A 25,307-nucleotide genomic window follows, 5' to 3' on the forward strand; every position below is an offset into this window, starting at 1 on the left:
GCGGGCGGGCGCAACCCCACGCGCCCGCCCGCGCACTGGAACCACGGCCAGGAGGCCCAGCATGAAGATCACCAGCCCCGCCGAGGGGTACACCAAGCAGGACCGGTACGGCGAGACCGTGCTGGACTTCAAGGACGGCGTCGCGGAGTTCGACGGCGACCTGCCCCACGCGGTCCGCCAGTACCTGGTGGGCGCCGGTTACGGCATCGGGTCGAAGAAGCCGACCCTGCCCGAGCAGGCGGTAGAGCCCGACCCCCACGCCGACCCGCACGTCCAGCTCGGCACGCCGCTGCGCGACGCCGCGGTCGACCCTCAGGAGGGCGACTTCCTGCCGCCCGTGAACGCCGGCAACACCGAGGGCCTCCCGATCGTGGCTCCCGGGATCCACGCCGTCGGGACTGGCCCGATCGTTCCCGGCCCCGTTGGTCGGTTCGAGAAGGACGAGGACGGCACGAAGGTCGTCATCCCCGACACCGACGTTCAGCAGGAGCGCGAGACCACCGCCGCCGAGGAGGTCTTCATCGAGCAGCGTGACGTCCCCACCGTCACGGCCGAGCTCGGCGGGGACGTCGGCCATCCGGCGCCCGACCTGGTCGGCGCGCCGTCCGACGTCGCCCCGGCCTCGGACCTCAAGAGCGAGGCGCTCGACGCCGCACTCGAGGAGGCCGGTCTGGCGAAGTCCGGCTCGGCGGACGAGAAGCGCGCCCGCCTGGCCGAGCACCGAGGCGAGGCCTGACCAATGCCGTACGCCACGACCGAGCAGCTGGGCGCGTACTTCGGCGCCGACGGAGAGTCTGAGTCCCCGTCGACGATCCCCGAGGACGCAGCCCGGCTGCTCGTTCGTGCGTCCGAACTCGTCGCCGACCACATCGTCACCGCGGTGTACGACGTGGACTCCGACGGCAACGCCACCGACGGGACGGTGATCGCCGCCCTGCGCGACGCCACGTGCGCGCAGGTCGAGTTCTGGCTCACCGGCGACGAGGAAGACGACATCCTCGGCCCCCTGCAGAGCGTCTCGACCCAGGGAGTGCAGCTGCAGATGGGTGCCGGCGAGAACCGTCCCACCCCGATGTACCTCGCCCCGCGCGCGGCCCGTGCGCTGCGCCGCGCCGGCCTGCTGTCGGGGGTCGTCGGGTCGTGAAGGTCCGCCGCTCCGCCCTGAAGGACACCGTCGTGGTGGCCACGCACACGGGCGAGGGCGCGTACGGGCCGGTTGATGGCACCCCGGTGACGGTGCGTTGCCTGGTCGACGAGACCCGGCGCCTGGTGCGCGACGCGTCCGGTGACGAGGCGGTGTCCGAGTCGACGCTGCTGCTCCACCCCCGCACCCAGGTCGTCGACGGCGACGGCCGGGTGGTCGCGCTGGTCGACCCGATGACGGTGTTCACCCCGGAGTCGCCGGTCACCATCAGCGGCCGCAAGTCGCGCGTCCTGTCGGCCAAGCAGACCAAGATCCGCAACTCGGTGCTCTCGGTGGAGGTGACCTGCGCATGACCTGGTCCAACACCATCGACCTGACCCGGGTCCTCAATGGCGTTCGCGACGGCGGGAACCGCGGCCTCAAGCTGGGCGGCGAGCACGTCCTCGACGTCGCGGTCGCCCACACCCCCATCGAGGAAGGCACCCTCTCCCGGACCGGGAAGGTGTCCACCGACGAGGCCGCACTCAAGGCCGCGGTGTCCTTCGATGGCCCCTACGCCGTGGTGCAGCACGAGGACCTGACCCTGCGCCACGACCCGGGCCGGACCGCGAAGTTCCTCGAGAACGCGTTCAACAGCCAGCGCATGGTCATCGCGCAGATCATCACCACCTCGATCCGCCGCGAGCTCGGGGCCTGACCGTGCCGAGCGTCGCCGCGGAGGACTTCGAGACCGCGTTCCTCGAGGGCTTCGCGCAGCTGCTCGCCGCGGACCCGGTGGCCGGGGTGTGGAATTCATCCGGGGTGTACGCCGCGGGCGAGACCGGGATCATCCTCGGCGGTCTGCCGCAGTCCCCTGACCAGGTGATCGCGCTGACGGCGTACGGCGTGACGGACGACCCGTCGCTGTCGGACTCCACGATCGGGCTGCAGCTCACCACCAGGTGGGGCGGCCAGGACCCGCGCGCGGTCGGCCGGCTCACGTCGCGCTGCTTCGCGAAGCTCCACGGCCTGCACGACTTCGACCTGGTCACCGGGGTGCACGTCGTGCAGTGCCTGCGCCGCTCCTGGACGTCGATCGGCCAGGACCAGGGCAACCGGTGGCGCACGACCCAGAACTTCTACGTCGACGTCCACCGCCCGTCCGTGAATCGAACCTGAGGAGAGCGTCATGCAGATGACGAAGCACGGGGCCACCCAGCCCGTCCCCGACGAGCTGGTGGGCTTCATGGCCGCGCGCGGGTGGGAGCCCGCCACCGAGGCCGCACCCGAGACTCCTGTGGCCGAGCCGCAGGCCGACGCCGACCCTGTGGTCGTCGTCCCGCCCCCGCCCGCCGGGCGCCAGGGCCAGCACACCGTCAACCCTGCTGAGGAGCAGTCATGACCGCCACGACCAAGGTCCCCCTCGGGGCGGCCACCCTGAACCGCAAGTGGTACCTCGACGTCAACGCTGGTACCCCGTCCGTGCCCGACTGGGTCGGTGTCTTCGGGATCAACGACTTCAAGGACAACGTCGACCCGACCCTGCAGGACGACTCGGACTTCGACTCCGAGGGGTACAAGTCCTCGACCGTCACCGCGCTCGCCTGGTCGATCGAGGCCAAGGTCACCCGGAAGACGCCGCAGGGGTCGCCCACGGCGTACGACCCCGGCCAGGAGGCGCTGCGTCTCGCCGGCGCCGAGATGGGCGAGGACAACGTCGTCCACGTCCGCTGGTACGAGATGACGCCCGACGGGCCCCGCGCCGAGGCCTACGAGGGGCGCGCCGCGGTCTCCTGGACGCCCGACGGCGGCCCGATGGACGCGAACTCCACGGCCACGGTGACGCTGACCGGGCAGGGCAAGCGCAACCCGATCACCCACCCGGACGGCGCGACGGTCGCGCCGACCATCTCGGCCCTGGTGCCGAACAGCGCGGCCACCGCCGGCGGCGACCTGATCATCATTGAGGGCACCGGGTTCACCGGCGCTACCGCCGTCAAGGTCGCGGCCGTCGCGGTCGCCTCGGGCGCCTGGGAGGTCATCTCCGACACCCGGATCGCGCTCATCGCCCCGGCCAAGGCCGCCGGCGCGAAGGCCGTCACGGTCGAGAACGCGGCCGGCGCCTCCGCGGGCAGCAACCTCACCTACGCGTGAGGTAGCCCCACCCGATACGACGGCGGGCCGGTGTCCTGACTGGGCCGGCCCGCCGTCTCCACCAGTCAGCCCAGTCAGGACACCCAGTCAGGAGCACCACCGTGGCTTTCAAGGACCTCAAGGAGTACGTCGAGCCCTGGCTCGACCTCCCCATCAACGGCAAGACCTACCGCGTCAACTCCGTCGACGCCGACACCGGCATCTACTGCCAGCTCATCGTCGAGACCGTCCTCGCCGTCCAGACCGGCGCCGAGCTGGACGAGAAGGACGTCGCCGGTCTGAAGCTCGACGACGACGCCGAACGCGACTTCAACCGCCGCCTCCTCGGGACGACGTACGACGAGATGCTCGCCGACAAGGTCGCGTGGGAGTACGTCAAGATCGCCTCCCGCACCGTGTTCACCTGGACCATCCGCGACCGCGACGCCGCCGAGGAGTTCTGGATGCGTGGTGGCCGCCCGGAAGCACACCGGCCGGCCACGAAGGACCGCCAGCGGCCGGCCAAGAAGACCACCAAGAAGACCGCGGCGTCCCGGTAGGACCGACCGGGCTCCCTCGCTTCATCGACGAACCCACCGGCCCCACCCTGGGGTGGCGCCAGATCCTGCAGCACTGGGGCCGCATCGAAGCCGACCTGCACGAGCGGTACGGCATCGACGTGTCCGACCCGGTCCTGATGAAGTCCCGGTCCTGGCACTGGCTGCAGCGCCGGATCTTCGGGCTGCTCGAGGTCCCGCCGTCGTTCATGCCCGACGGGCGGGTCATCCACAGCACCCGCCTCGCGCACGCCCTGTTCCCGCCCTCCGACCCACCCTCGAGGGAGGTGACCTAGTTGTCGCTCGACCTTGGTGAGCTCGTCGGCTCGATCGGCCTGGACATCACCCCGATGGTGAAGGCGGTCAACGCCGGTGACGCCCGGCTCAACCAGTTCGCGGCCGAGGGTGAGTCGACTGCGAAGGCGGCCGGCAACAGCATCGGGGTGGCGATGGCCACCGGGCTGGCCACGATCCCCGTCGACGCTTCGACGGCGGCCGCGGGGGTGAAGTCCGCGCTCGACCAGATCCCGGTCGACGCGAAGGTCGCAGCCGACCAGGCCGCTGGCTCGGTGAAGATGTCGCTCGACCAGATCCCGGTCGATGCGAAGGCGACTGCTGCCGCGACCGCGGTGGCGTTCGGTGTCGGCGTCGACGACATCAGCCGGCTGATGGACGAGTTGCCGAAGAACGCCAAGGGCGTGGTGTCGGAGACCTCGGCCGAATTCCGTGCCCTGGCGCCGGACGTGAAGGTCGCGGTCCTGCAGGCCAAGGCCGACGCCGCGACGGCGCTGCAGGGCATCCCTCCCGAGGCCCGCAAGGCTGGCCAGGAGGCCGCCACCCAGCTCGGTGCTGGACTGTCCGGCGCGAAGGCTGAGGCAGAGGCGGCCGGTGCGCGCGCGGGCGACGGCTTCGCCTCCTCGTTCGCGGACAAGGCGAAGGACGCCGGGAAGGTCACCGGCGCCGCCGTCGGCACCGCCCTGTCCGTCGGCGTGATCGACAACCTGTCCCTCGAGGGCGGCCGCCTCAAGGTCGCCGCCCAGCTCGGCCTGACCGCGACCGAGGCTGACCGGCTCGGTCGCATCGCCGGCCGTGTCTACGCCCACAACTTCGGCGAGGGCATCGACGAGGTCAACGTCGCGGTCGCCGCGGTGATCTCCTCGATCCGTGGGATGCGCAACGCCTCCGAGTCCGACATCGGCCGCGCGACCCGCCTGGCGCTGGCGTTCGCCGACGTCTTCGACATCGACGTCCAGCGCGCCGTGTCGGTGGCCGGCACGGTTCTCCGCTCGGGGCTGGCCGACAACGCGATGCAGGCGTTCAACCTCATCACCCAGGCCTCGTCCCGGGTGCCGGCCGACCTGCGTGAGGACGTCCTCGACGCCGCCGAGGAGTACTCCCAGTTCTTCGACACCCTCGGCTACTCCGGCGAGCAGGCGTTCTCGATGCTCGTCGAGGGCGCCAAGAAGGGCATGTACGGCATCGACAAGGCCGGCGACGCGGTCAAGGAGTTCACGATCCGGTCGACCGACATGTCGACCAGCTCGAAGCAGGCCTACAAGATGATCGGCCTGGACGCCCGGACGATGGCCAACGACATCCTGGCCGGTGGCGACAAGGCGCAGCGGGCCACGCAGAAGATCGTCCGGGGGCTGCTCGACATCAAGGACCCGGCCCGTCAGGGGCAGGCCGCGATCGCCCTGTTCGGCACCCCGCTCGAGGACCTCAACGCCTCGGAGATCCCGCAGTTCCTCAAGCAGCTGCAGGGCTCCTCGAAGGCGATGGACGGGTGGGAGGGGTCCGCCCGCAAGATGGCCACCACGGCTGGCGGGGGTACGGCGAACTCGATTGAGACCGCGAAGCGGAAGGTCATCGAGTGGGGCCGCTCGGTGATCGAGGCCCACGGCCCGACCACGATGCTCGCCGGCGCTGTCGCTGCCTTCGGGCCCGCTGCGCTGTCCATCATCGGTCCCACCGCGCAGATCATCGGCGCCAGGGCCGCGCAGACTGCGGCGGCCGGGTCCGCGGCCGCCGCCGAGACCGCCGCGGCGACCGCCACGAAGACCGGGTGGCTGACCTCGGCGGCCACCGCGATGGCCTCCGCGGTTCGCATGGCCGCCGCCTGGGTCATCGCCATGGGCCCGATCGCGATCGCGATCGCCGCGATCGCCGGCGTCGCCTACCTGGTCTACAAGTACTGGGACGAGATCAAGGCCGCCACGATGGCCGTCTGGGACTGGATCGTCGGGTTCATCAAGGACCACGCGACCCTGATCGTCACCGTCCTCACCGGCCCCATCGGGTTCGTCGTGATGACCGTGATCAAGCACTGGGACGACATCAAGGCGGGCACGGCCGCCGCCTGGGACTGGGTGGTCGGGAAGGTCAAGGCCATCCCCGGGCTGCTCGTGGCGGCGTTCTTGAACTTCACCCTGCCCGGGCTGATCATCAAGCACTGGGACACGATCAAGGAGAAGACCAGCGCCGCCTGGGACGCGGTCGTCGGCTTCGTCAAGGGCATCCCCGGCAAGCTGCTGTCGTTCTTCATGAACTGGACCTTGCCGGGCCTGATCATCAAGCACTGGGACGAGGCCAAGGACGGCACGGTCCGGGTCGCGACCAGCATCGTGAACTGGGTCGGGGACCTGCCCGGGAAGATCCTCGGCAAGCTCGCGTCACTGGGCGGGATGCTCTTCGAGGCCAACGCGCAGGCGTTCGGCCGGATGCTCGACGCCGCCCAGAACAAGGCCACGGCGCTGCTGTCTTGGGTCAGTGGCCTGCCGGGCCGGGTCAAGAACAAGCTCGGCAACCTCGGCCAGCTGCTCTACAACGCCGGCATGTCGATCATCCAGGGCCTCATCGACGGCATCGAGGACAAAGCCGGCGACCTGATGGGGAAGCTGCAGGGCATCACGGACAAGATCCCCGACTGGAAGGGCCCGGCGTCCAAGGACAGGCGGCTGCTCCGCGGGGTCGGGCAGATGATCATGCAGGGCCTGATCGACGCGATCGGGGCCAAGGAGGGTGACCTGAAGTCGTCGCTGGACGAGGTCACCAAGCTCATCGAGAAGACGATGGCGAAGCGATTCAAGAACGACAAGCTCGCCCAGGCGGCCGCGCGCGCGGTGATCAAGGGCTTGGAGGACGAGCGCAAGGAGCTGCTCGCCAACGAGCGGGCCCGCGACCGGATCGACAAGAAGCTCGACGCCGCGAGGGAGAAGCTGCGGTCGCTGCGCCAGGAGGCCCGCGAGTACGCGAAGTCGGTGCAGGACGCGGTCGTGTCGTTCGGCAACGTGACGTCGTTCGTCGACCAGCAGACCGGGACCGTGACGGCGGACAGCATCGTCGCTGGGCTCAAGCTGAAGGTCATGCAGGCTGCGTCCTACTCGGCCGCAATGGCGCAGCTCGTCACCATGGGACTCAACCAGACCACCATCGACCAGCTCACCCAGGCCGGGGTCGAGGGTGGTCTCGCGACCGCCTCCGCGCTCCTGGCCGGCGGCCAGACCGCGATCGACCAGGTCAACCAGCTGACCGGCCAGCTCGTCGACACCGGGGCCGGCCTCGGGAGCATGCTCTCTGATCAGATGTACGGCGACGGGATCGCGGCCGCGCAGCAGCTGGTCAACGGGCTCGAGGCCCAGAAGGCCGAGCTCGAGAAGTCTGGCCGCCGGCTCGCGCGAGCGTTCCTGCGGGCGCTGCGTCAGGAGCTCGGGTCGGGCCTCGGTGACCTGGGGATCAACATCAGCGACTTCCACACCTCGAACCCGAAGAACCCGACGCCGGGGCCGGACCCGAAGACGGCCGCTGCGGCCCGCCGGGAGTCGTCGGTGGGCGCGACCACGGACCCCGCCTTGGTCGAGGCTGTGGAGCGCCTCGCGGAGGCCCAGAGGGCCACGAACAACAAGCTCGACGCCCTGCCCCGCAAGTACAAGCTCGCCGAGCGGCAGGGGTGACGGATGCCGATCGTGGCTGGTCCCGGCGACCCGGGCAGCACCCTGGTTCTGACCCGGCTGTGGCTCAACGACGTCGCGGACCCCTCGGACGTGATGTCGTTCCGGATCGGGGCGTTCACGCCGACGTACGGCGCCGACGGCGAGATCCGCAAGAACGCCGGCGGACGCCTCCGACTGGTGCTGCGCGCGGGCGTGGCGCGCAGCCACTCGGCGCTGATCCGGCGCCCCACGGACTCGCAGTGGGCGTGGCTGGTCGCACACCACCGCCGGCTGGTCACGATCCGCGACCCCGACGGGATGAAGTACGTCGGGATCTACCTGACCCTGACCCGTGACCGGCCAGTCGAGGGCGCCGACATGACGCTCGACCTCTCCGAGGTCACCAGCAGCGAGGCCGTCTGATGCAGTCCCTGACCGCGGCACCGCGCGACGGTCTGACCAGCGCCCAGGTGATGAAGCTCCTCACCGGCGACGGCGTCGAGATCTCGGCCGGCCTCGAGCTGCTCGACACGCAGAACCGGTTCGTCGACGACATCTCCGACGCGTTGGTCGAGGACGGGTCGTCGGTGTCCCACAACGGCCGGGCGTCGGCAGTGCACGGGACCTGCAGCCTGGTCATCCAGCAGGCGTTGGCGTGGGGCCGCGACCGGGTCCGGCCCTACATGGTGCTGTCCAACGCCGCGGTGTCGGCACGATTCAACCTCGGTGTGTACGTCCTCACTACCCCGCAGACCAAGCGCGGTGAGGAGCCGGTGACCTACGACGTCGACGGGTTCGACCTGCTGCAGCCGCTGCAGGACGGACCGGGCAACACCTACGTCGTGCTCCCCGAAGAGGGCGACGACCTGATGCCGAACCCCGGTTTCGAGGTCGACACCTCCGACTACGGGTCCTACGAGCCGTTCCCGGTCGACGACTTCACCGCGGCCACGTTCGCCCGCACCACGTCGAAGCACTACTCGGGTGTCGCGTCGCTGGAAGTCACCTGGCCCACCACCGGGGCCGGGATCTCGTGGATCAACACCACCAGCGAGCGGCACTTCATCGTCGGGAAGACCTACAAGTTCACCGCCCGCGTCTGGGTCCCCACCGGCGGCCCGCCGAGCCTGTTCTTCGACGTCCTCTTCACCACCCAGTCGCCGCGGTTCTTCCCCGCCAACGACGGGTGGGTCGAGGTCGAGTGGCACTGGACCGCAACCGTCCCCGCGGCCTACGTTGCGCTCTCGTTCCGCGGCACCACCGCCGGACAGAAGACGTGGATCGACGAGATCCACGTCGTCGGCCAGGCCTCCACCTGTGTCGACGCCGTCCGCTCGGTCATCGAGCTCGCCGGCGCCGGCGCCCCGCTGCGCATCGACGGCACCGAGCAGCTCGCCGTGATGCCCGGCCCGATGGTGTGGGCGCTGACCGACGGGTCGCCGGTCACGTGGATCCAGATCATCAACGACCTCCTCGACGCGATCAACTACCGAGCCCTGTGGGTCGACGAGGACGGCACCTATCGGTCGGAGCCGTACGTCGACCCCAAGCTGCGGCCCGTCGAGTGGACCCTCGACGTCGAGGACCAGTCGACGAACATCGTCGGCCAGGAGCGTGTCTACGACGAGGACGTGTGGGGCAAGCCGAACTGGTGGCGGTTCGTGCGTCGCGGCATGGCCACAACCCCCGTCGAGGGTGACGGGCTCTACACCGTCGAGAACGTCAACCGTGGACCGTCGTCGATGCAGTCGCTCGGCCGGCCCGTCCGCAAGACGGTGTTCCTCGACGCCGTCGACCAGGCCGCGCTCGTCGCGCAAGGCGACCGGGTCGTCATCGAGGACACCGCGGTGACCCGCCAGGTCACCCTGGCCGTCGACCCCCTGCCAATCGTGGGCCACCTCGACGTCGTCCGCTACATCGACAGTCCCGTGTCCGCGAAGGCCGAGGTCACCTCCTCCACGACGAACCTCGACGGCTCGCCGGGGACCTGGGTGCTCGAGGTGATGGAGTAGTGGCCCGCGAGATCACCGAGGTGCAGACCACCGGCACCGTGAGCAGCGCGGCGCCCCTTGAGGTCGTCGTCGACGGCGCCACCGTCGCCTGCCCCGCGGCCACCTTGAACGGCCAGGCCTACACCGTCGGGCAGCGCGTGACCGTGACCGTCCGCAACCCGCTGCTGCCGCTCGTGCAGGGCGTCGAGAGCTGAAGAGGGAGCCGGCCATGGGACTTCGCGAACAGGCCATCGAAGCAGCTGAGGCGGCCCGCGAGCAGCGCGCCGCGGCTGCACGCACGGTGCTCGCCAGCACACTCACCCCGGCCGACGTGTCCGCACTCGAGGTTGCCGCGCAGACTCCCGAGCTCGTGGTCTTCACCGACGGCGCAGACCTCTTCCTCGCCGTGGGTGACCGGACCTCACCACCCCGCCTGTCGCTCGTCACCAACCAGGGCGGGTGGACCCGTCGAGGCGACGTCGACTCCCTCACCACCCTGGGCCGGCTCCTGGCCGCCGCAGAGGGAGACGCCTGATGGGCGGCTGGCAGCAGATCGCGGCGCTCCCGAACCCGCGCGCCGCGGCCGCGTCCTGCTACCTGGGCGACAAGGTCTACCTCTTCGGCGGCACCAGCTCGCCCGGCGGGTGGACCTCGACGACCTACATCTACGACCCAGACACCAACACCTGGTCCAGCGCCGCCGCTATCCCGGGCGCGCCGCTGGCCCACCCCAAGGCGTTCACGATGCCCGACGGCACGGTCGCGGTGTTCGGCACCAGCTCACCGGTCGCCGCCTACCGCTACAACCCGGCCGACAACACGTGGGCTTCGATGTCGACCACGGGAGGGCTCCTCGATCGTGCCGGCGGCGCCGTGGCCTTCCAAGATGCTGCCGGCCGGATCTACCTTGCCGGGGCGACTCCGAACACACCGAACGCTCAGAAGCTCACCCGCTACACCCCAGGCACGGACACGTGGACGGCCCTCGCTGACGTGCCGACGCTGTCCCCGCGGCGGGCCTGGCAGATCGGATCAGTCGGTGTGCTCGGCGACAACGGCGTCGCCTATAGCGGTGGGCAGTCCTCGGTCGACACGCTCCTCGCGTACGACACTGTTACGGGCGTCTGGTCGGTCACTGCGCCGCAGCCCAGTGCCCCAGGGTCGCCGCAGTACAACCTGGCTGTCTCGCGGCTGCCGAACGGCCTGATCGTCACGATGCCCGGGTTCGGGTCGGATCTCTCCGGGCTGGTCAAGATCCGGCGGATCGACGGCTTTGACCCCGCCACAGGAACCTGGTCGATCGGCGTTCTCCCGAACTTCCCGGCTAACCCGATGACCTACCCCGCGATCACCACCGACCCAGACGGTCGGATCTGGGTCATGGGCGGCCGCAACGACTTCGTCGACGGCGGCCCTTCCAGTGCTACGGCGTACGTGTACCTGCAGAACCGGCCACCCACCGCCCCCACCCTGCTCACCCTGACCGGCGGGGTGATCGTGTCCACGGCCGCGACCAACCGCGCCCGGCACGCGTTCAACGACCCCGACGCCGGGGACTCCCAGTCCAAGTTCGACTGGCGGCACCGCCTCGTCGGCGCGGGCACCTGGATTACCGGCACCGAGCTCAGCCCGAACCCGTGGTACGACATCCCGGCCGGCGAGCTGGTCCCGGGCGGCTACGAGCGCCAGGTTCTCGCCTATGACGCCGGTGGCCTCCCGGCGCCGGCCTGGACGCCGTCGGGATTCTTCACCGCCGGTGACCCGCCCGCCGGGCCCGTGATCACCTACCCGATCAACGGGCAGACCTTCGAGCAGCTCGAGCGAGTCGACTGGTCTGTAGTCGCCCAGGACGCCTATCAGGTGCGCCGGGTCGCCGACGACGGCGCCGGGTCTCCGGTAGTGGATCCGGTTGGCGACGACGTCTACTTCGACACCGGCGAGGTGGCCGCGCCGCTGACTCGCACGGTGCCGCTGATCTTCGAGACCAACAACCGTGACGAGCATGTGCAGGTTCGCGTCAAGAAGGATGGGCTCTGGTCCGACCTGGTCGACGTCGGAGGCGAGGTCTCCTACACGCGACCGCCGGTGCCGACGTACGAGCTCTACACCGACCCGTCGACCGCGTCGCTGCTGCTCATGATCACCAACCCGACCCCGACCGGGGACGAGCCCGCGGCGGCCTACAACGACGTCTACATCGACGACGGGGCAGGTGAGGAGCGGAAGGCCACCGCGCTGCCCACGAACACCTCCTGGCGGCACTGGACGCCCGTCTCGGGCCGCGACTACTCGACCTCGGTGCGGGTCGTCGCGGTCGCCGCCAACGGGACGACGGCGAGCAGCGGGACCTGACGTGGACGGGATGCCCTGGCAGACCATCACCGCGGCCGCCGGTGGCTGGACCCTCTTCGGCTTCGCGATGCTCGGTCTCCTCACTGGCCGGCTCGTCACCAAGCGCGAGGCCGACGTCTACCTGGCCCGAGCCGAGAAGGCAGAGGCGCACGTCGACGTACTGCTCACCGCGGTCGCTGAGACGACCACCATCGGGAAGCTGCAGAAGGCCGTCATCGACGCCGGCATCCGCGCCTCCACGACGATCTCGGACGGTGACGGCCCATGAGCATCTGGAATCGGCGCCGAGCGCGGCTCGCCGAGTCCCGCGAGGCCCTGGCCAAGCAGGAGCGCCTCGGCGAGTACGTGCAGATGCAGCACCAGGAAGCCCAGGAACTCGGGGAATGGGCGCGCACCCGGCTCCGTCAGAACCACCTGACGCAGCTGTTCTACGACCCCCAGTCGAAGGGCGCCTGATGAACCTCACCCGCTTCCTCGTTGTCGACGTGTCCCGTGTGCTGCTCTACGGCAACGTGCTGATCTTCGCGACCTTCCTGGTCTTCTACGGGACGCGGGAACCGTGGTGGCGGTCGTGGTTCGGTTGGACGATCGTGCTGCTCCTGGCCGCGATCCTGCAGCTGTCCGTGCGGGGGCTCATCACCGACCTCTTCGGCGAGGACTACCCCGGCCGCGACATGGTCCTCATGCTCGGCCGCCTCGAGCTCGCCGTCTCCGGCCTGGCGCTCTTCGTCGCCCTCCTCCGAAAGCGCCACCCCCGGCTCTGAGGCCGTCCCTCCTCGTCCGCCTCGCGCTCCTGCTCGAGGCCCTGTCCGCCTGCCCGAAGGAGCACCCCATGGCGACATCACAGAACGGTTGGCCAGCGCTCGCGGCCGACTCGACCCTGCTCCACACGTGGGTCATCCAAGGCAAGTCGGGAACGACCAGGATCCGAATGCGTGGCGGGTCCGCCGGGTTCCTCCTCGCCCACTGCGCGCTCTGGTTCGACGGCAAGGTCGAGGACCTCGTCGAGCACGTCCTCGACGACTGGGGGTACGCCTACCGGCCCGTCCGCGGCTACGAGACGACCCTGTCCAATCACTCATCGGGCACCGCGATCGACCTCAACGCCACCGATCACCCGCTCGGCGCCGCCGGCACCTTCACCCCCGCCGAGTGCGCAGCCATCCGCCAGCGCCTCAACCTCTACAAGGGCACGATCCGGTGGGGCGGGGACTACCAGGGCCGCAAGGACTCGATGCACTTCGAGATCGACGCGCCCCTGGCCGTCGCGGAGAAGGTCGCCCGCGGGCTGCTCGACACTCCCCGGGGCAAGCGCCTGCTCAAGGCCAACCCGGGCCAGCGCGCGGTGATCCTGTCTTGAGCGTCTTCATCACCGCCAACCTCGGCCGGCACGTCGATACCGCGGAGTTCCTGGCCAACGTCCGCGTGATCGACGACGAGGCCGGCCGCGGCACCGTCATCGGCTTCCAGGAGATCGACGAGGCCGACACCCCGAACGAGCACCACGGCCTGCGTCGGGTGCTCGAGGACTTCACCTGGGCCGGGTGGCAGACCCGGGAGCCGATCGGCTTCGGCGACCGCTGGAAGATCCAGCGGGACGAGGTGGTGAAGGCAGCCACGGGCCTCAAGGTGGGCCGCGTCGGGCTGTCTCCGGCGCGAACCATCACCGACGCGGTTGCGACCCACACGTCGGGCGCCGAGCTTGCGTTCCTCGACGTGCACTACCCGCGGAACGATCCGCGCCTGTTGAGCAGGTGGCGCGACGTCCGACAGGCGCACGCCGACCGGATCGCCCACCACCACGCTGAGGGTCGCACCGTCGTGTGGTTCTCCGACGTCAACCGCCGCTCGTTCATGCCGCTGCACCGGGCTGAGCGGACCCTCGCCCACCACGGGCTCGACTGGGTCCGCTGCGTCGAGCACCCCGACGGCGCACAGATCGAGGTCCTGGCACGCGGCTCGATCGACCTCACCATCGACGGCCACGACGCGCAGTGGGCGCGCGTGCGCCTCACCAACCCGAAGGAGCACCGATGACCAACCCGACCCCCAAGCAGGCCGTGCAGGCACTGGCCGCGCTGCTGCGCCAGATCCCGCTCGCGATCCGCCAGTGGCTCTACGTCGCCCTCGTCATCGTCGCGGTCGTCTACATCGGCGTGACCGCGTGGCGTGAGGGCCTCTCGACCGACCAGCTGGTGGCGCTGGCGATCGCGGCGTACGGCACCATCTCCCGCGCCAACGCCACCGGGAAGTAGCACCCCCGATGTTCACGGTGACGCGGGTCCGGATCGGCCCGGCCGTGTTCCTGGCCTACTGCCTCGGGCTCTCCACCACCGGCTTCATCGCCCTCGCCGCTCGGATCATCCTCGAGCTCGGCCTCCGCAAGACCCGGAAGGGAGCCTGACCCATGGCCCGTGCCTCGTTCGGTGGAGGTGTCGCCGACTTCGTGATCACCGCAGAGGCCCCCGGTGACCCGCTCCGCTTCGCCTCCACTGTCCTGACGATGTGGACCGCCGAGACGGGTGGCAGCCAGGTCACCGACCTGATGCTCGGCGGGGTCCCCGTGACCTCGATCCCAGTCGGGACGAACGGGGCTGTGCCGACCTTTCAGGGTCCGGACGGGGTCTACTCGCTGTGGGCGGACGGGGGCTCGGACCGGTCCCGGCTGGACGCGGTGGGCAGCATCCTGGAGGCCGCGGCGGGCGTGACCGACGGGCTGCTCACAGCCGTCGACGCTGACCCGGAGAGTGACTTCCGCACCCAGCAGGACGCACGTCTCAATGCCTCAACTGAGGCGATCGTCAACGAACTCGTGCCGGCCGCCACCGCGTTCGTCAAGGGCAAGATCCAGATCGCCACACTGGCCGAGGTCGCCACGGGCACCGCCGCGGACAAGGCGGTCGCACCGGACACACTCCTGGCTATCGCCGGACGGGCCATGCAGGCTTCCGACCATTTCCTGTACGTGTCACGGTCGTCGAAGGCCAGCGACTCGAACGACGGGCTCAGCCCCGGCACCGCGAAGGCGACCACTGCTGCAGCGATCGCGGCGCTGCCCAGCGGCGGCGGCGTCGTGTTCCACCTCTACGGGACGTGGAACCTCGGTTCCGGAAGCGTCGGCCTCACCATCGCCCCCGGCAAGCCGGTCATGCTCATGGGTCTCGCGCAGCGCGGGTTCACCGAGTTCACCTACTCGGGCACCGGGGTGGCCGTGAAGGTCGGCGACGGTCGGATGGTCACCGACCTGGTCCTCACGAACGGTTCGACGACCGCCACCTCCGCGACGGCCAACTTCACCGCGGCCGACACCGGCAAGGTCATGTTCGCGCAGTACGTCAACGCCGACGTGACCATGACCTACGTCGACCCGACGACCGTGACGCTCTCGGCGCCCGCCCAGGCGAACGCCACAGGAGTGACAGCGTGGATCTCAACCCGCTGCGAGGGGCTGTTCTGGGCGAAGTACCTCCAGATCACGTGCACGCACGCCACTGCCGCGACCACCGGCATCCTCATGACGGACATCCACGGGGGCTTCATCGAGGACGTGCGAGTTCTCGGTAGCTCGTACAACGTCGGCAGCTACGGGATTCGGTCGGTCAACGGCTACGTCTTCTACTACAACCGTCTGGTCGTTCAGAGCTTCGAAACCGGCATGTTCCTCGACGGGTTCTGTAACGAGTCCTCGATCACCGACACCAACGTCGGCGCCAAGGTCGTCTGCGTGCTGGTCAAGAACTCCACCAACGTTCGCGTTCGGGGAGGGCAGCTCTCCACGACCGGAATCGGCGCTGGCGGCGTCGGGTTCATGGCTATCGTCACCGGATTCGGCAATCCCGGCGGCGACCCCGTTGGCGCTGGCGCGGGGTTGCAGCTCGACAACATCCACTTCGAGGGCAACACGGTCGACATCGCCATCGGTCGCGCCGCAGACGGCTCGACCTATCCGGTCCGGTCACCCAGCATCCGCTGCTACCTGCCGTCAGGGGCGGTCATCGACCGCGCCACCTCGCCGGTTCTCCACAACGTCACGCTCTACGGGACCGCCGTTCTTTCGCTCACCGCGAACTGCATCGATCCCCAGTTCGTCGGCGAACCGAGCCTGCGAGACACCGCAACCATCGCCGACAGCAGCACCCGCACCCGCCCACGAGACCGCGACGTGCTGGACATCCTCGCGGCGCGCGTGCCTCTACGCCCCTGGCTGGTGGGCGACGCATTCGCGCGAGCCGACGCGGCAGGCAGCCTCGGCACCTCTGATTCCGGGCTCGCTTGGACGAACACCAGCGGAACATGGAATCTGACCAGCAGGGCGGCGGTGCCGGCGGGCGCCGCCAACAACATCGCCACGGTCGACGTTGGTACCGCAGACCACTGGGTGACTGTCGAGATCGGGACCAGCCCAGCCACGGTCGCTCAGTGGCCCATCGCCCGCCTGGTGGATGCCAGCAACATGTACCGAATCGGGATCTTCCCGACCTCGGTCACGTTGCAGAAGGTCGTGGCCGGTGCTGCCACCACGCTGCTCACGCTCACCCAGACGCCCGCAGCCGGCGACACCCTCGGCCTCCGGTGCTCGGGGACCAGCCTGATCGTCTACCGAAACGGCTTCATCATCGGGCGTGCCACCGACTCAGCATTGTCCGGCACGCGAGCGGGGATCAAGGCTGACGCCACCACGGCGATCTTCCGCAACTTCCGCGTCAAGACTTCGTAGGTCTGCGCAGCACCATCGCCATCCCGCGCGGGCGGAACTTCTGCGAGCGGGTCGTGGCGTGGTAGCGGTAGTTCCAGGAGAAGGCTCGCGCCAGAAGTTCGTCGAGAAGCACATTGGGCTTCTGGTCGAGAGTTCCGAGCCGAGGCCACAGTGGGAAGTCGATGGGCGTCGAGGCAACAACCTCGAAGCGCTCGCGGACTAGTCGGTCGAGGATCGGTCGCGGGATGCCGCGTTCGCGAGCGGTCAGGCCCCTGCGGGGCTGCCGCCAATCCCCCATCGAGTGGATGGGCTCACGCAGTAGGAAATACCCGCCCGGGCGCAGGACCCGCCGCACCTCGTCGACCACCTTGGTTACGTTCGGGATGTGGTGGAGCACACCGAACGAGACGGCCAGATCGAACGACGCGTCGTCGAACGGCATGACGCCGGACGGGACGGGGTCGACGTAGTTCAGTGGCAATCGCCCGAGTCGGCGGGCCCGGAGCTGGTGGCTCGGTTCGAGCACCGTAAGGCTGTCGAGCCGGTCGGAGATGGGCCAGAACTCCGAAGCGAAGGCCGACCCGATCCCAAGGGCGTCGCCGAGACGTCCCGACGGAAGGTGGCGGAAGGCGTGGCGCACGTTGAACGCGTCGTACCCGCACAGGCCTGGTTCGTCCTGCGGTTCCGGGTCCACTCCGCTACCGTCTGCTGCGCTCGAGCCTAGATTCGCGAAGCCCTCACGTTCGTCTTCGAACCATGCATCGATCTCGGCTTGAACGAAGTCGTCGCCATAGAGTTCGCGGCCCGACAGGTACCGCTCGTCGAATCCTGCGTCTGTCGTCGACATGCGCCGCACCTTACCCGGCCTCTCACTATCGGCCGGTTCGCTTCGAGAGGATTGACGTATGACGGACCACGAACTGCTGACGCTGGTAGCAGCAGCCCGCGCCCGCAGGATCTACGAGAGCGACCCCGACTGGGAGCCCATCGACGACGCCCTCCGTGAGCGCGGATTCGACCTGTCCGACCGCGCCGACTGACCCGCGCTAGACCGGGACTGCCGCGCCCCACGCCCCGTCACCCCTCACCGGGTGGCGGGGCGTTTTCGGCCATTTCCTGAGGCCCCCACGGTGAAGGCCACGGCCTTACCCGCGGCCAGCGCCCCACACCAGCACGACGACCGGGAGCACGAAGAACAGCACCCCAGCCGCCGCAACAACGACGCCCTCACGGAAGCTCACCCCCAGAACCTACCGTGGGCGAACGTCGGCGCGACCGGCCCACTTCTCACCCTTGAGCCGCACCACGCACACGTAGTCCGAAGCCACCATCACACCCTGCTCGTTCTCCGACTCCACCGTGCCCTCGACGCTCCACGTCGCACCGTCCTGGGAGCTCTTCTCCCCCGAGAAGTCAGCCGTCGACGGGACCTTGAGCTGGTCCTTGACCATGCCCTCACACGCGACCAGGGCTGTGGCCTCGTCGCCGTTGGCGAAGTACGCTCCCGCGGCTCCACCAACGACAAGCAGCACGAACACGACCGCCAACCACTTCACGCCCCGCGACTATGCCACCAACGACCGGATCGCGGCCACCTTCTCGTCCTCGTCGACACCGAGGTACAGGGCCGTGGTGTGGAGCGACGCATGTCGCATCAGCTCCTGCACCACACGCAGGTTCGCCCCGCCACGCAGCAGCAGGGTCCCGTACCCATGTCGGTTGCGATGGCTGGACCCGGTGATCTCGAGAGCACGGAAGTGCGCAGTTACCCGCCGTGTAACGGTGCCCGACACGATGTGCCCGGACGGTGCCCTGGTCGAGGGAAACCAGAACCCGCGGCGCGGGTAGGACTGGGCGGTCTCCCACAAGTGGGGGTGCGTGGGGAGCATGGCCCCCTGGCCACCCTTCCCAATCACGTAGATGCCCTGCGCAGTGATGTCCTCACCCCGGAACTTCGCGATCTCGTGGGCACGCAGACCGGCCAGGAGACCCAGCTGCAGGTGAGTGAGGAGGTCCCCGCTGGCGGCGTTCATGGACAGCGCGATCTCGTCACGAGACAGCGGCCGCGGCCCAGGCTTCGGCGTGTTCGGCCGCGCGATCGCGCGGACCGGGTTGGTGGCGACCTCCCCGACCTCGACGGCCCAGTCGTAGAGGGAGACGAGGTGCCCGTAGTAGGTGCATTTCGTCCACCCCTCGAACTGGCCGAGCCACTCACGGATGTGGTCGACGGACTGGTCGAGGTGTCCCCAGTGACGGAGTCTGGAGAGCCGGAAATTCTCCCGCTGGATGATCGTCCGTTCACGGGCTCCGTTCACCTTCATCCATGTGATGTAGTCCATAGTCGAGACACACTGTCCGATATGTGGTCACGCCGCTAGTGCCAGCGCCGCCGGATACGGGCCAGTAACATGCGGGCATGTCCTCCGATCTGAGCGGTCACTCGGGCGAGCTCGCCATCGCGGTGGCCCAGGCCCACGGCGTCGACACCCTGTTCACCCTCTCGGGCGCGCACGTCTTCCCGCTCTACGACGGGGCGGTCAAGGCCGAGACCCCGGTGCGGCTGCTCGACGTCCGGCACGAGCAGACCGCTGCCTTCGCGGCCGAGGCCACCGGCAAGCTCACCCGGGTCCCCGGCCTCGCCGTGCTGACCGCCGGGCCGGGTGTCACCAACGGCCTGAGCGCGGTCGCACAGGCGCAGTTCGCCGGCTCGCCGATGGTCGTCGTCGGCGGCCGGGCGCCCCAGGGCCGCTGGGGCACCGGGGCGCTCCAGGAGCTCGACCAGCCGCCGATCTTCGCGCCGGTCTCCAAGCTGGCGCGCACCATTCCCACCGCCGGCGACGTCGTCGACGGCATCCACGAGGCGTTCGTGACCGCGGGCTCGCCGCACCGCGGGCCGGTCTTCGTCGACGTGCCGATGGACGAGCTCTTCAACACCGCCACCTCCCCCGCACCGGAGGTCGGACCGCTCCGCGGCGCCGCTCCGGACCCGGACGCCGTCGGTGAGATCGCGGAGCTGCTGGCGGCCGCGTCCCGGCCGGTGCTGATCCTCGGCACCGACGTCTGGGCCGACCGGGCCGAGGAGGCCGCGCTGCGCTTCGTGGAGGCGGTCGGCGTCCCGACGATCACCAACGGCATGGGCCGCGGCGTCGTGCCCGGCGGCCACCCGCTGCTCGTGACCAAGGCGCGGGGCCAGGCCCTCGGCGGCGCCGACCTGGTGATCGTGGTCGGCACCCCGCTCGACTTCCGGCTCGGCTACGGCGCGTTCGGCGGCAAGGACGGCGCGACCCCGGCCCAGGTCGTGCACGTCGCCGACTCCCCCGGCCAGCTCGCCGGCCACGCCGACCTCGCGGCCTCGGTCTCCGGCGACCTCACGTCGGTCTTCGACGACCTCCTCGGCGCGATGGAGCAGGTCGTCCGCCGGCCCGACTGGAGCACGTGGGTCTCCGACCTCCAGGCCGCCGTGGCCGCAGCCACCGAGCGCGACGCCCTCCTGCTCGGCGCCGAGGCCGACCCGATCCACCCGGCCCGGATCTACGGCGAGCTGGTCCCCCGCCTGGCCGACGACGCGGTCGTCATCGGCGACGGCGGCGACTTCGTCAGCTTCGCCGGCAAGTTCGTGGAGCCCCAGCGCCCCGGCGGCTGGCTCGACCCGGGCCCCTACGGCTGCCTCGGCGCGGGTCTCGGCGCGGCCATCGCCGCCCGGCTGGCCCGGCCCTCGGCCCAGGTCGTGCTGCTGCTGGGCGACGGGGCCGCCGGCTTCTCGCTGATGGACGTCGACACCCTGGTCCGCCACAACCTGCCGGTCGTGATGCTGATGGGCAACAACTCCGCCTGGGGCCTGGAGAAGGGCCCGATGCAGATGCTCTACGGCTACGACGTGATCGCCGACCTCGCGCCGCGCACGGCGTACGACGAGGTGGTGCGGGCGCTCGGCGGCGCCGGCGAGACCGTGACCGACCCGCGCCAGGTCGGCCCGGCGATCGACCGGGCGTTCGCCTCGAACGTGCCCTACCTCGTCAACGTCATCACCGACGTCGAGGCCGTCTACCCGCGGGCCAGCTTCGGTGTCTGATCGCTCCGCTCCGGGTGTGGTCCTGCGCCGGGCGACGCCCGCCGACCACGAGGTCGTCGGCGAGCTGACCGTCGCGGCGTACGCCGACTTCACCCGCGGCCCGGGCGACGCCTATGTCGACCACCTGCGCGACGCAGCCGGCCGCGACCGCGAGGCCGAGCTCTGGGTCGCCGAGCTCGACGGCGACGTCGTCGGCGCGGTGACGCTCACCCCGGAGGGCTCGGCCTGGCGTGAGATCGCGCGGGCCGGCGAGGGCGAGTTCCGGATGTTGGCGGTCTCGCCCGCAGCCCGGCGCCAGGGCGTCGGTGAGGCGCTCGCACGCCTGGTGGTCGACCGCTTCCGCGAGCTGGGCGCAGACGCCGTCGTGCTGTCGAGCCTGGCCCAGATGACGTCTGCCCACCGGATCTACGAGCGGCTGGGTTTCCGCCGGGTCCCCGAGCGCGACTGGTCGCCGAAGCCGGACGTCGACCTGGTCGCCTTCCGACGGGAGCTCTGAGCGATGACGACCGACGCGACCCTGACCTTCACGGTCACCGACGACGACACCGCCGCCGCCCTCGGTTCGGGCAGCCTCCCCGTGCTCGCCACCCCGCGGCTCCTCGCGTGGTGCGAGGCGGCGACCTGCGCGGCGATCGACCCGACGCTGCCGGCGGGCTCGACCAGCGTGGGCACCCGGATCGAGCTCGAGCACGTCGGCGCCAGCCCGGTCGGGCAGGACGTCGAGGTGACCGCGTCGTCGTCGTACGTCGACGGCCGGCTGCACCGCTTCACGGTGATGGCCCGACACGTCGGCGGCAGGGTGGTCGGCACCGGGGAGGTCACCCGCGTCGTGGTCGACGCGGAGCGCTTCTTGTCCCGGCTCTGACCGGTCCTCGTCGTCCGGCGGCGACCCGATTTCCCCGACAGCCCGGAGTTTGAGAGACTGACTCGTGGCCTTCGGGTCAGACTCGTCTCGATCAGGAGGAAAACCATGGGCAAGACCGGCCGCAAGCGCCGCGCTCGCAAGAAGAAGGGCGCGAACCACGGCAAGCGCCCCAACGCCTGAGCGCAGTACATGACAGAACCCCCGGACCTCACGGTTCGGGGGTTCTTCGTCGTCCATGGGTCTCGACACGCCGGTCGCGACCTCGTGCCTCGGTAGCGCGGCTCGCTCGACCACCATCAGCGGATCCGCTGACGCGGCTCCGCTCAGCTCTCGCGGATCTGGACCTGGACCTCACGGATCCGGAGCAGCACCCGGTCGCGGAGCTCCTCGGGCGCAGCCTCGGCGCAGGAGCGGGCGACCACGGCCTTCACCGTCCGCTGGAGGTCGTACTTCTCCAGGCACGGGTTGCAGCTGTCGAGGTGCAGGCGTACGGCGGAGCAGTCGGCCTGGTCGAGCTCGTTGTCGAGGAAGTAGACGATCTGCTCGAGGAAGTCGGCACACTCGCCCGGCGTGGGCTCGGGGTGGCTGTGGCTCATGACTTGCCTCCGTCGCGGCCGACTGTGAGCAGGTCGTTGTCCCGCACGTAGTCCGAGAGCATGTCGCGCAGCTGGCGCCGTCCCCGGTGCAACCGGGACATGACGGTGCCGATCGGGGTCTCCATGATCTCCGCGATCTCCTTGTAGGCGAATCCCTCGACGTCGGCGAGGTAGACCGCGAGCCGGAACTCCTCGGGCAGACGCTGCAGGGCGTCCTTGACCTGGGAGTCGGGCAGGTGCTCCAGCGCCTCCATCTCGGCCGAGCGCAGACCCGTGGAGGAGTGCGACTCGGCCCGGGCGAGCTGCCAGTCCTCGACGTCCTCGGACATCGACTGCTGCGGCTGGCGCTGCTTCTTGCGGTAGGTGTTGATGAACGTGTTCGTCAGGATCCGGTAGAGCCAGGCCTTGAGGTTCGTGCCGGGCCGGAACTGGTGGAACGAGGAGTACGCCTTCGCGAACGTCTCCTGCACCAGGTCCTCGGCGTCGGCCGGGTTCCGGGTCATCCGCATCGCGGCGGAGTAGAGCTGGTCGATGAAGGGCATCGCGTCGCGTTCGAACCGTGCCGAACGGTCGGCAGCGGTCTCGGTGGCGACGTCGATTTCTTCTACGACGTCGGGCGTGGTGTCTTCAGCGTCAGTCATCGTATCCCAGCGTAGCCCTGTCGTGGGCCTATCGAGCACGGCAAGCATGTGGGTAGAACGCGTCAGTCCGGCAGACCATTCCCTGCGCCTCCCGCACCGGCGACCTCACGGTTGATCCACTCCAGCGTCGACTCGACGATGATCGCCATCGCCTCCGCCGCGCTCACCCCGCCACGGGCGGGCGTCTTGAACGCGTGGTCGGCCGTCGGGACGACCGTGAGATCGACGTGGTCGGGGAACTCCTCGGGCGAGCCCATCGTGTCCCGCTCCCCCTGGATGACCAGCGTCGGCAACCCGGCGCCGAGCAGCTCGTCGAGCCGCGACTTCTCCGGCTTGCCGGGTGGGTGCAGCGGGAAGGCCAGCGCCAGGCAGCCGACCGCCCCGAGCCTGCTCGCGCAGCGGGCCGCCGAACGCGCCCCCGCCGAGCGCCCGCCGATGACGAGCGGCGTCCGCGTCCGGAGCTGGTCGGCGGCGGCGACCAGGGCACCGTCCAGCGTCGGAGGCGGGGTGGCCACCTTGCGTCCCGCGACCCGCCAGGGCTGCTCCAGCCGGACGACCGTGACGCCGTGGCGGGGCAGGTGGTGGGCGAGCGCCTCGAGGTCGCGGCTGTCGATGCCGCCGCCGGCGCCGTGCCCGAGCAGCAGGGTGGCGTAGGGGCTCCGGGCCCGGTCGGTGACCAGCCGGGCGGGGCCGTACGGCGTCTCGACCGTGCGCTCGCTGTGGCTCACCCGATGACGTCTTCCAGCGGGAGCGGCTCGAGCAGCTCGGGTCCGTTGTTCCTGACGTTGCTGACCAGCGTCGAGACCGGGTAGGCCTCGAGCCTCCCGGGGGCGGCCGGGACGAGCAGGTCGAGCAGCTGGTCCTGGGGGGCTGTCGGGTCGAGCCAGTCGGCCCACCGGTCCCGTTCCACCATGAGCGGCATCCGGTCGTGGATGTGGCCGAGGTCGTCCTCCGCGTCGGTGGTGATCACCGTGCAGGTCCACCGGAACCGGTCGTCGGCGTCATCGGCCTTCGTCGGGTCGCGCCAGATCTCGTAGAGCCCGGCCATCGCCAGCACCCCGTGGTCCTGCGGCCGGATGAAGAAGGGCTGCTTGCGCGGCTTACCCGCTGCGGTCAGCTGCTCCGTGGGGTACCACTCGTAGTAGCCGTCGGCCGGCAGCAGGCAGCGCCGCTTCGCGAACGCCCGCTTGTACGCCGGCTTCTCGGCCACCGTCTCCATCCGGGCGTTGATCATCCGGTTGCCGATCGAGGGGTCCTTCGCCCACGACGGGACCAGGCCCCAGGTCAGCACCCGGAGCTGGCGCCGAGCGGGCTCGTCGCTCTCCGTGGACTCTGCCGACTTCGTGGGGAGCCGCTCGACGACCGCGTAGACCTCCTTGGTGGGGGCGACGTTGTAGTCGGCCTCCAGCGGAGCGGGCACGCGGAGCTCGGTGATGTCGAACTCCTCGACGAGGTCCTCGGGGCGACGGCTCGACGCGTAGCGACCGCACATGCGGTCACTCTAGTGACACGGGGAGTGGTCAGACGCGGGTGAGCTCGTCGAGCAGCGACCCGGCGCCGGTGTCGTCGTCCGGGAGCCCCTCGATCCACACCCGGGCCTGGGCGACGGCGCTGTCGTCGAGCATCCGGCGGAGCAGGCCGACCCGGCGGCCGATCCGGTCGCGGCCGGCGAGCACGACGACCCGGCCGGGCGCGACGTGGCTGATGGTCTCGGTGCCGGAGAAGACGGTGCGCGCGGTGTCGCCGAGCTGGGCGACCCGCAACGCCCGGGTCAGCGTGTCGTCGCGGCCCGAGGCCGCGTCCGGCCACGGCGGCGCGGCGACGACCACGAGAGCATGGGTGTCGCGGACGCCGCCGGCCGCAGCGTCTCGGTAGAGGTCGGAGACCCTGCTGCGCAGGTGGGCCAGGCTGGCGAGCCCGGTGAGCGGGTCCTCGCACGAGAGGCCGTTGAGATAGCCGAGGGTCGCGTCGCTCCAGGCGACCGACAGGGCACGGATATCGCCGAAGTCCGGGTCGGTGCCGCGGACCAGGCGAGAGGTGGTGGCGAGGGCGTCCAGGGACTCCGCCAGCGTCAGACCGTCGCGAGCGAACGAGGCCCCCACGACCTCGCACGCAGCGACCGAGACCGACCCTGAAGCAAGGGCCTCCCCGACCGCCTCGAAGCGCGGCGGCAGTGCCGCTCGCAGCTCCGGGGACAGCTCCCCCCATGCCTCAGGGCCGTCCGTGGTCAGCCGGCGCGTGCGCGTCGTGAACCTTCCCACGGTTGCTCCCTCACTTGGTCTCGGCGAGGAAACGGGCCTCGGGGAGGTCCATGACGCGGAAATGCGAGAAATTCCGTGATCTTTTCCC

36 protein-coding genes are annotated in these 25,307 nt (G+C 70.1%); 28 read left to right on the top strand and 8 right to left on the bottom strand.

The features are described from left to right. Nucleotides 1–61 precede the first annotated feature (61 nt). The 23 genes from PD653B2_RS14270 (at nucleotide 62) to PD653B2_RS14370 (ending at nucleotide 16,805) form a co-directional block, all read left to right on the top strand. Entirely contained in the window at nucleotides 62–736 is a 675-nt protein-coding gene (locus PD653B2_RS14270; protein WP_085873052.1) for a hypothetical protein, read from the top strand. Nucleotides 737–739: 3 nt separating this feature from the next. Further along, nucleotides 740–1,144: a hypothetical protein gene (locus PD653B2_RS14275; protein ID WP_207559403.1), complete on the top strand. Its 405-nt coding sequence runs from the start codon at nucleotides 740–742 to the stop codon at nucleotides 1,142–1,144. Further along, on the top strand, nucleotides 1,141–1,497 hold the full coding sequence (locus PD653B2_RS14280) for a hypothetical protein (protein WP_085873053.1): 357 nt from the start codon (nucleotides 1,141–1,143) through the stop codon (nucleotides 1,495–1,497). Before PD653B2_RS14275 ends, PD653B2_RS14280 begins: the two co-directional genes overlap by 4 nt. Further along, nucleotides 1,494–1,841, top strand: a complete 348-nt coding sequence (locus tag PD653B2_RS14285; RefSeq protein WP_085873054.1) for a hypothetical protein — start codon at nucleotides 1,494–1,496, stop codon at nucleotides 1,839–1,841. The genes PD653B2_RS14280 and PD653B2_RS14285 overlap by 4 nt, the downstream gene beginning before the upstream one ends. A 2-nt stretch (nucleotides 1,842–1,843) precedes the next feature. Beyond that, complete coding sequence (locus PD653B2_RS14290; protein ID WP_085873055.1) at nucleotides 1,844–2,302, top strand: phage tail terminator protein; 459 nt, start codon at nucleotides 1,844–1,846, stop codon at nucleotides 2,300–2,302. A gap of 10 nt (nucleotides 2,303–2,312) precedes the next feature. After that, nucleotides 2,313–2,525 (top strand): hypothetical protein, encoded by a 213-nt coding sequence (locus tag PD653B2_RS14295; protein ID WP_085873056.1) that lies wholly within the window; start codon nucleotides 2,313–2,315, stop codon nucleotides 2,523–2,525. Continuing rightward, on the top strand, nucleotides 2,522–3,277 hold the full coding sequence (locus tag PD653B2_RS14300; RefSeq protein ID WP_085873057.1) for a phage tail tube protein: 756 nt from the start codon (nucleotides 2,522–2,524) through the stop codon (nucleotides 3,275–3,277). The genes PD653B2_RS14295 and PD653B2_RS14300 overlap by 4 nt, the downstream gene beginning before the upstream one ends. Nucleotides 3,278–3,378: 101 nt before the next feature. Continuing rightward, a complete protein-coding gene (locus PD653B2_RS24445) occupies nucleotides 3,379–3,816 on the top strand; it encodes a DUF7426 family protein (protein WP_123061242.1) in 438 nt (145 codons plus the stop codon). 119 nt (nucleotides 3,817–3,935) lie between these two features. Continuing rightward, the gene (locus PD653B2_RS25020) at nucleotides 3,936–4,109 is read left to right on the top strand and encodes a hypothetical protein (RefSeq protein WP_165763472.1); all 174 of its coding nucleotides are present in this window, start codon (nucleotides 3,936–3,938) and stop codon (nucleotides 4,107–4,109) included. Next, complete coding sequence (locus tag PD653B2_RS25025) at nucleotides 4,110–7,766, top strand: phage tail tape measure protein (RefSeq protein WP_085873059.1); 3,657 nt, start codon at nucleotides 4,110–4,112, stop codon at nucleotides 7,764–7,766. 3 nt (nucleotides 7,767–7,769) lie between these two features. Beyond that, a complete protein-coding gene (locus PD653B2_RS14315; RefSeq protein WP_085873060.1) occupies nucleotides 7,770–8,168 on the top strand; it encodes a hypothetical protein in 399 nt (132 codons plus the stop codon). Continuing rightward, entirely contained in the window at nucleotides 8,168–9,757 is a 1,590-nt protein-coding gene (locus PD653B2_RS14320) for a hypothetical protein (RefSeq protein ID WP_085873061.1), read from the top strand. Before PD653B2_RS14315 ends, PD653B2_RS14320 begins: the two co-directional genes overlap by 1 nt. Further along, the gene (locus PD653B2_RS14325; protein ID WP_085873062.1) at nucleotides 9,757–9,951 is read left to right on the top strand and encodes a hypothetical protein; all 195 of its coding nucleotides are present in this window, start codon (nucleotides 9,757–9,759) and stop codon (nucleotides 9,949–9,951) included. Before PD653B2_RS14320 ends, PD653B2_RS14325 begins: the two co-directional genes overlap by 1 nt. A gap of 14 nt (nucleotides 9,952–9,965) precedes the next feature. Further along, on the top strand, nucleotides 9,966–10,271 hold the full coding sequence (locus tag PD653B2_RS14330; RefSeq protein ID WP_085873063.1) for a hypothetical protein: 306 nt from the start codon (nucleotides 9,966–9,968) through the stop codon (nucleotides 10,269–10,271). Next, complete coding sequence (locus tag PD653B2_RS14335; RefSeq protein WP_085873064.1) at nucleotides 10,271–12,088, top strand: Kelch repeat-containing protein; 1,818 nt, start codon at nucleotides 10,271–10,273, stop codon at nucleotides 12,086–12,088. Before PD653B2_RS14330 ends, PD653B2_RS14335 begins: the two co-directional genes overlap by 1 nt. A gap of 10 nt (nucleotides 12,089–12,098) precedes the next feature. Then, entirely contained in the window at nucleotides 12,099–12,356 is a 258-nt protein-coding gene (locus PD653B2_RS14340) for a hypothetical protein (RefSeq protein WP_133059003.1), read from the top strand. Then, the gene (locus tag PD653B2_RS14345; protein ID WP_085873066.1) at nucleotides 12,353–12,544 is read left to right on the top strand and encodes a hypothetical protein; all 192 of its coding nucleotides are present in this window, start codon (nucleotides 12,353–12,355) and stop codon (nucleotides 12,542–12,544) included. Before PD653B2_RS14340 ends, PD653B2_RS14345 begins: the two co-directional genes overlap by 4 nt. Next, nucleotides 12,544–12,852 (top strand): putative phage holin, encoded by a 309-nt coding sequence (locus tag PD653B2_RS14350; RefSeq protein WP_085873067.1) that lies wholly within the window; start codon nucleotides 12,544–12,546, stop codon nucleotides 12,850–12,852. Before PD653B2_RS14345 ends, PD653B2_RS14350 begins: the two co-directional genes overlap by 1 nt. A gap of 68 nt (nucleotides 12,853–12,920) precedes the next feature. Beyond that, on the top strand, nucleotides 12,921–13,448 hold the full coding sequence (locus PD653B2_RS14355; RefSeq protein ID WP_085873068.1) for a M15 family metallopeptidase: 528 nt from the start codon (nucleotides 12,921–12,923) through the stop codon (nucleotides 13,446–13,448). Beyond that, a complete protein-coding gene (locus PD653B2_RS14360; RefSeq protein WP_085873069.1) occupies nucleotides 13,445–14,125 on the top strand; it encodes a hypothetical protein in 681 nt (226 codons plus the stop codon). The genes PD653B2_RS14355 and PD653B2_RS14360 overlap by 4 nt, the downstream gene beginning before the upstream one ends. Continuing rightward, complete coding sequence (locus tag PD653B2_RS14365; RefSeq protein ID WP_085873070.1) at nucleotides 14,122–14,343, top strand: hypothetical protein; 222 nt, start codon at nucleotides 14,122–14,124, stop codon at nucleotides 14,341–14,343. The genes PD653B2_RS14360 and PD653B2_RS14365 overlap by 4 nt, the downstream gene beginning before the upstream one ends. Before the next feature lie 8 nt (nucleotides 14,344–14,351). Next, nucleotides 14,352–14,492, top strand: a complete 141-nt coding sequence (locus tag PD653B2_RS25030; protein ID WP_165763485.1) for a hypothetical protein — start codon at nucleotides 14,352–14,354, stop codon at nucleotides 14,490–14,492. Between the two features lie 99 nt (nucleotides 14,493–14,591). Continuing rightward, nucleotides 14,592–16,805 carry a hypothetical protein gene (locus PD653B2_RS14370; protein ID WP_133059408.1) on the top strand — a complete coding sequence of 738 codons (2,214 nt, stop codon included), beginning with the start codon at nucleotides 14,592–14,594 and terminating at the stop codon, nucleotides 16,803–16,805. Here PD653B2_RS14370 and PD653B2_RS14375 read toward each other — a convergent pair. Further along, nucleotides 16,792–17,631 carry a methyltransferase domain-containing protein gene (locus PD653B2_RS14375; protein WP_085873072.1) on the bottom strand — a complete coding sequence of 280 codons (840 nt, stop codon included), beginning with the start codon at nucleotides 17,629–17,631 and terminating at the stop codon, nucleotides 16,792–16,794. The genes PD653B2_RS14370 and PD653B2_RS14375 overlap by 14 nt on opposite strands. Nucleotides 17,632–17,689: 58 nt before the next feature. On the opposite strand from PD653B2_RS14375, the gene PD653B2_RS25895 reads away from it, so the two are divergent. Further along, complete coding sequence (locus PD653B2_RS25895) at nucleotides 17,690–17,824, top strand: hypothetical protein (RefSeq protein ID WP_278247480.1); 135 nt, start codon at nucleotides 17,690–17,692, stop codon at nucleotides 17,822–17,824. A 210-nt stretch (nucleotides 17,825–18,034) separates the two neighbouring features. On the opposite strand, the gene PD653B2_RS14380 is transcribed toward PD653B2_RS25895, so the two are convergent. Further along, nucleotides 18,035–18,340 (bottom strand): hypothetical protein, encoded by a 306-nt coding sequence (locus tag PD653B2_RS14380; protein ID WP_085873073.1) that lies wholly within the window; start codon nucleotides 18,338–18,340, stop codon nucleotides 18,035–18,037. 9 nt (nucleotides 18,341–18,349) lie between these two features. Then, nucleotides 18,350–19,105 (bottom strand): tyrosine-type recombinase/integrase, encoded by a 756-nt coding sequence (locus PD653B2_RS14385; RefSeq protein WP_165763486.1) that lies wholly within the window; start codon nucleotides 19,103–19,105, stop codon nucleotides 18,350–18,352. Nucleotides 19,106–19,200: 95 nt separating this feature from the next. Between PD653B2_RS14385 and PD653B2_RS14390 the strand changes: the two genes are divergently transcribed. The 4 genes from PD653B2_RS14390 (at nucleotide 19,201) to PD653B2_RS26065 (ending at nucleotide 21,901) form a co-directional block, all read left to right on the top strand. After that, entirely contained in the window at nucleotides 19,201–20,856 is a 1,656-nt protein-coding gene (locus PD653B2_RS14390; RefSeq protein ID WP_085873075.1) for an acetolactate synthase, read from the top strand. Continuing rightward, a complete protein-coding gene (locus PD653B2_RS14395; protein WP_242665290.1) occupies nucleotides 20,849–21,352 on the top strand; it encodes a GNAT family N-acetyltransferase in 504 nt (167 codons plus the stop codon). Before PD653B2_RS14390 ends, PD653B2_RS14395 begins: the two co-directional genes overlap by 8 nt. Before the next feature lie 3 nt (nucleotides 21,353–21,355). Beyond that, complete coding sequence (locus tag PD653B2_RS14400) at nucleotides 21,356–21,721, top strand: thioesterase family protein (protein WP_085873077.1); 366 nt, start codon at nucleotides 21,356–21,358, stop codon at nucleotides 21,719–21,721. A gap of 105 nt (nucleotides 21,722–21,826) precedes the next feature. After that, a complete protein-coding gene (locus PD653B2_RS26065; RefSeq protein WP_369759046.1) occupies nucleotides 21,827–21,901 on the top strand; it encodes a 50S ribosomal protein bL37 in 75 nt (24 codons plus the stop codon). 143 nt (nucleotides 21,902–22,044) lie between these two features. Here PD653B2_RS26065 and rsrA read toward each other — a convergent pair whose 3' ends face one another. The 5 genes from rsrA to PD653B2_RS14425 form a co-directional block, all read right to left on the bottom strand. Continuing rightward, nucleotides 22,045–22,317 (bottom strand): mycothiol system anti-sigma-R factor, encoded by a 273-nt coding sequence (rsrA, locus tag PD653B2_RS14405; protein ID WP_085873078.1) that lies wholly within the window; start codon nucleotides 22,315–22,317, stop codon nucleotides 22,045–22,047. Next, nucleotides 22,314–22,958, bottom strand: coding sequence for a sigma-70 family RNA polymerase sigma factor (locus PD653B2_RS14410; protein ID WP_085873079.1), 645 nt, complete (start codon nucleotides 22,956–22,958; stop codon nucleotides 22,314–22,316). Before PD653B2_RS14410 ends, rsrA begins: the two co-directional genes overlap by 4 nt. A 62-nt stretch (nucleotides 22,959–23,020) precedes the next feature. Further along, nucleotides 23,021–23,686 carry an alpha/beta family hydrolase gene (locus tag PD653B2_RS14415; RefSeq protein ID WP_085873080.1) on the bottom strand — a complete coding sequence of 222 codons (666 nt, stop codon included), beginning with the start codon at nucleotides 23,684–23,686 and terminating at the stop codon, nucleotides 23,021–23,023. Beyond that, complete coding sequence (locus PD653B2_RS14420) at nucleotides 23,683–24,450, bottom strand: SOS response-associated peptidase (protein WP_085873081.1); 768 nt, start codon at nucleotides 24,448–24,450, stop codon at nucleotides 23,683–23,685. The genes PD653B2_RS14415 and PD653B2_RS14420 overlap by 4 nt, the downstream gene beginning before the upstream one ends. 28 nt (nucleotides 24,451–24,478) lie before the next feature. Then, nucleotides 24,479–25,219 carry a hypothetical protein gene (locus tag PD653B2_RS14425; protein ID WP_085873082.1) on the bottom strand — a complete coding sequence of 247 codons (741 nt, stop codon included), beginning with the start codon at nucleotides 25,217–25,219 and terminating at the stop codon, nucleotides 24,479–24,481. Nucleotides 25,220–25,307 lie beyond the last annotated feature (88 nt).

The sequence above is a fragment of the Nocardioides sp. PD653-B2 genome (genome assembly GCF_002117935.1).
In the GTDB taxonomy this organism is placed as follows: Bacteria; Actinomycetota; Actinomycetes; order Propionibacteriales; family Nocardioidaceae; genus Nocardioides.

Coding starts and splice junctions, on each gene's coding strand:
- PD653B2_RS14270 (WP_085873052.1), top strand. CDS start 62: ATGAAGATCACCAGCCCCGCCGAGGGGTACACCAAGCAGGACCGGTAC.
- PD653B2_RS14275 (WP_207559403.1), top strand. CDS start 740: ATGCCGTACGCCACGACCGAGCAGCTGGGCGCGTACTTCGGCGCCGAC.
- PD653B2_RS14285 (WP_085873054.1), top strand. CDS start 1,494: ATGACCTGGTCCAACACCATCGACCTGACCCGGGTCCTCAATGGCGTT.
- PD653B2_RS14295 (WP_085873056.1), top strand. CDS start 2,313: ATGCAGATGACGAAGCACGGGGCCACCCAGCCCGTCCCCGACGAGCTG.
- PD653B2_RS14300 (WP_085873057.1), top strand. CDS start 2,522: ATGACCGCCACGACCAAGGTCCCCCTCGGGGCGGCCACCCTGAACCGC.
- PD653B2_RS14315 (WP_085873060.1), top strand. CDS start 7,770: ATGCCGATCGTGGCTGGTCCCGGCGACCCGGGCAGCACCCTGGTTCTG.
- PD653B2_RS14320 (WP_085873061.1), top strand. CDS start 8,168: ATGCAGTCCCTGACCGCGGCACCGCGCGACGGTCTGACCAGCGCCCAG.
- PD653B2_RS14330 (WP_085873063.1), top strand. CDS start 9,966: ATGGGACTTCGCGAACAGGCCATCGAAGCAGCTGAGGCGGCCCGCGAG.
- PD653B2_RS14335 (WP_085873064.1), top strand. CDS start 10,271: ATGGGCGGCTGGCAGCAGATCGCGGCGCTCCCGAACCCGCGCGCCGCG.
- PD653B2_RS14340 (WP_133059003.1), top strand. CDS start 12,099: ATGCCCTGGCAGACCATCACCGCGGCCGCCGGTGGCTGGACCCTCTTC.
- PD653B2_RS14345 (WP_085873066.1), top strand. CDS start 12,353: ATGAGCATCTGGAATCGGCGCCGAGCGCGGCTCGCCGAGTCCCGCGAG.
- PD653B2_RS14350 (WP_085873067.1), top strand. CDS start 12,544: ATGAACCTCACCCGCTTCCTCGTTGTCGACGTGTCCCGTGTGCTGCTC.
- PD653B2_RS14355 (WP_085873068.1), top strand. CDS start 12,921: ATGGCGACATCACAGAACGGTTGGCCAGCGCTCGCGGCCGACTCGACC.
- PD653B2_RS14365 (WP_085873070.1), top strand. CDS start 14,122: ATGACCAACCCGACCCCCAAGCAGGCCGTGCAGGCACTGGCCGCGCTG.
- PD653B2_RS25030 (WP_165763485.1), top strand. CDS start 14,352: ATGTTCACGGTGACGCGGGTCCGGATCGGCCCGGCCGTGTTCCTGGCC.
- PD653B2_RS14370 (WP_133059408.1), top strand. CDS start 14,592: ATGTGGACCGCCGAGACGGGTGGCAGCCAGGTCACCGACCTGATGCTC.
- PD653B2_RS14375 (WP_085873072.1), bottom strand. CDS start 17,631: ATGTCGACGACAGACGCAGGATTCGACGAGCGGTACCTGTCGGGCCGC.
- PD653B2_RS25895 (WP_278247480.1), top strand. CDS start 17,690: ATGACGGACCACGAACTGCTGACGCTGGTAGCAGCAGCCCGCGCCCGC.
- PD653B2_RS14385 (WP_165763486.1), bottom strand. CDS start 19,105: ATGAAGGTGAACGGAGCCCGTGAACGGACGATCATCCAGCGGGAGAAT.
- PD653B2_RS14390 (WP_085873075.1), top strand. CDS start 19,201: ATGTCCTCCGATCTGAGCGGTCACTCGGGCGAGCTCGCCATCGCGGTG.
- PD653B2_RS14400 (WP_085873077.1), top strand. CDS start 21,356: ATGACGACCGACGCGACCCTGACCTTCACGGTCACCGACGACGACACC.
- rsrA (WP_085873078.1), bottom strand. CDS start 22,317: ATGAGCCACAGCCACCCCGAGCCCACGCCGGGCGAGTGTGCCGACTTC.
- PD653B2_RS14410 (WP_085873079.1), bottom strand. CDS start 22,958: ATGACTGACGCTGAAGACACCACGCCCGACGTCGTAGAAGAAATCGAC.
- PD653B2_RS14420 (WP_085873081.1), bottom strand. CDS start 24,450: ATGTGCGGTCGCTACGCGTCGAGCCGTCGCCCCGAGGACCTCGTCGAG.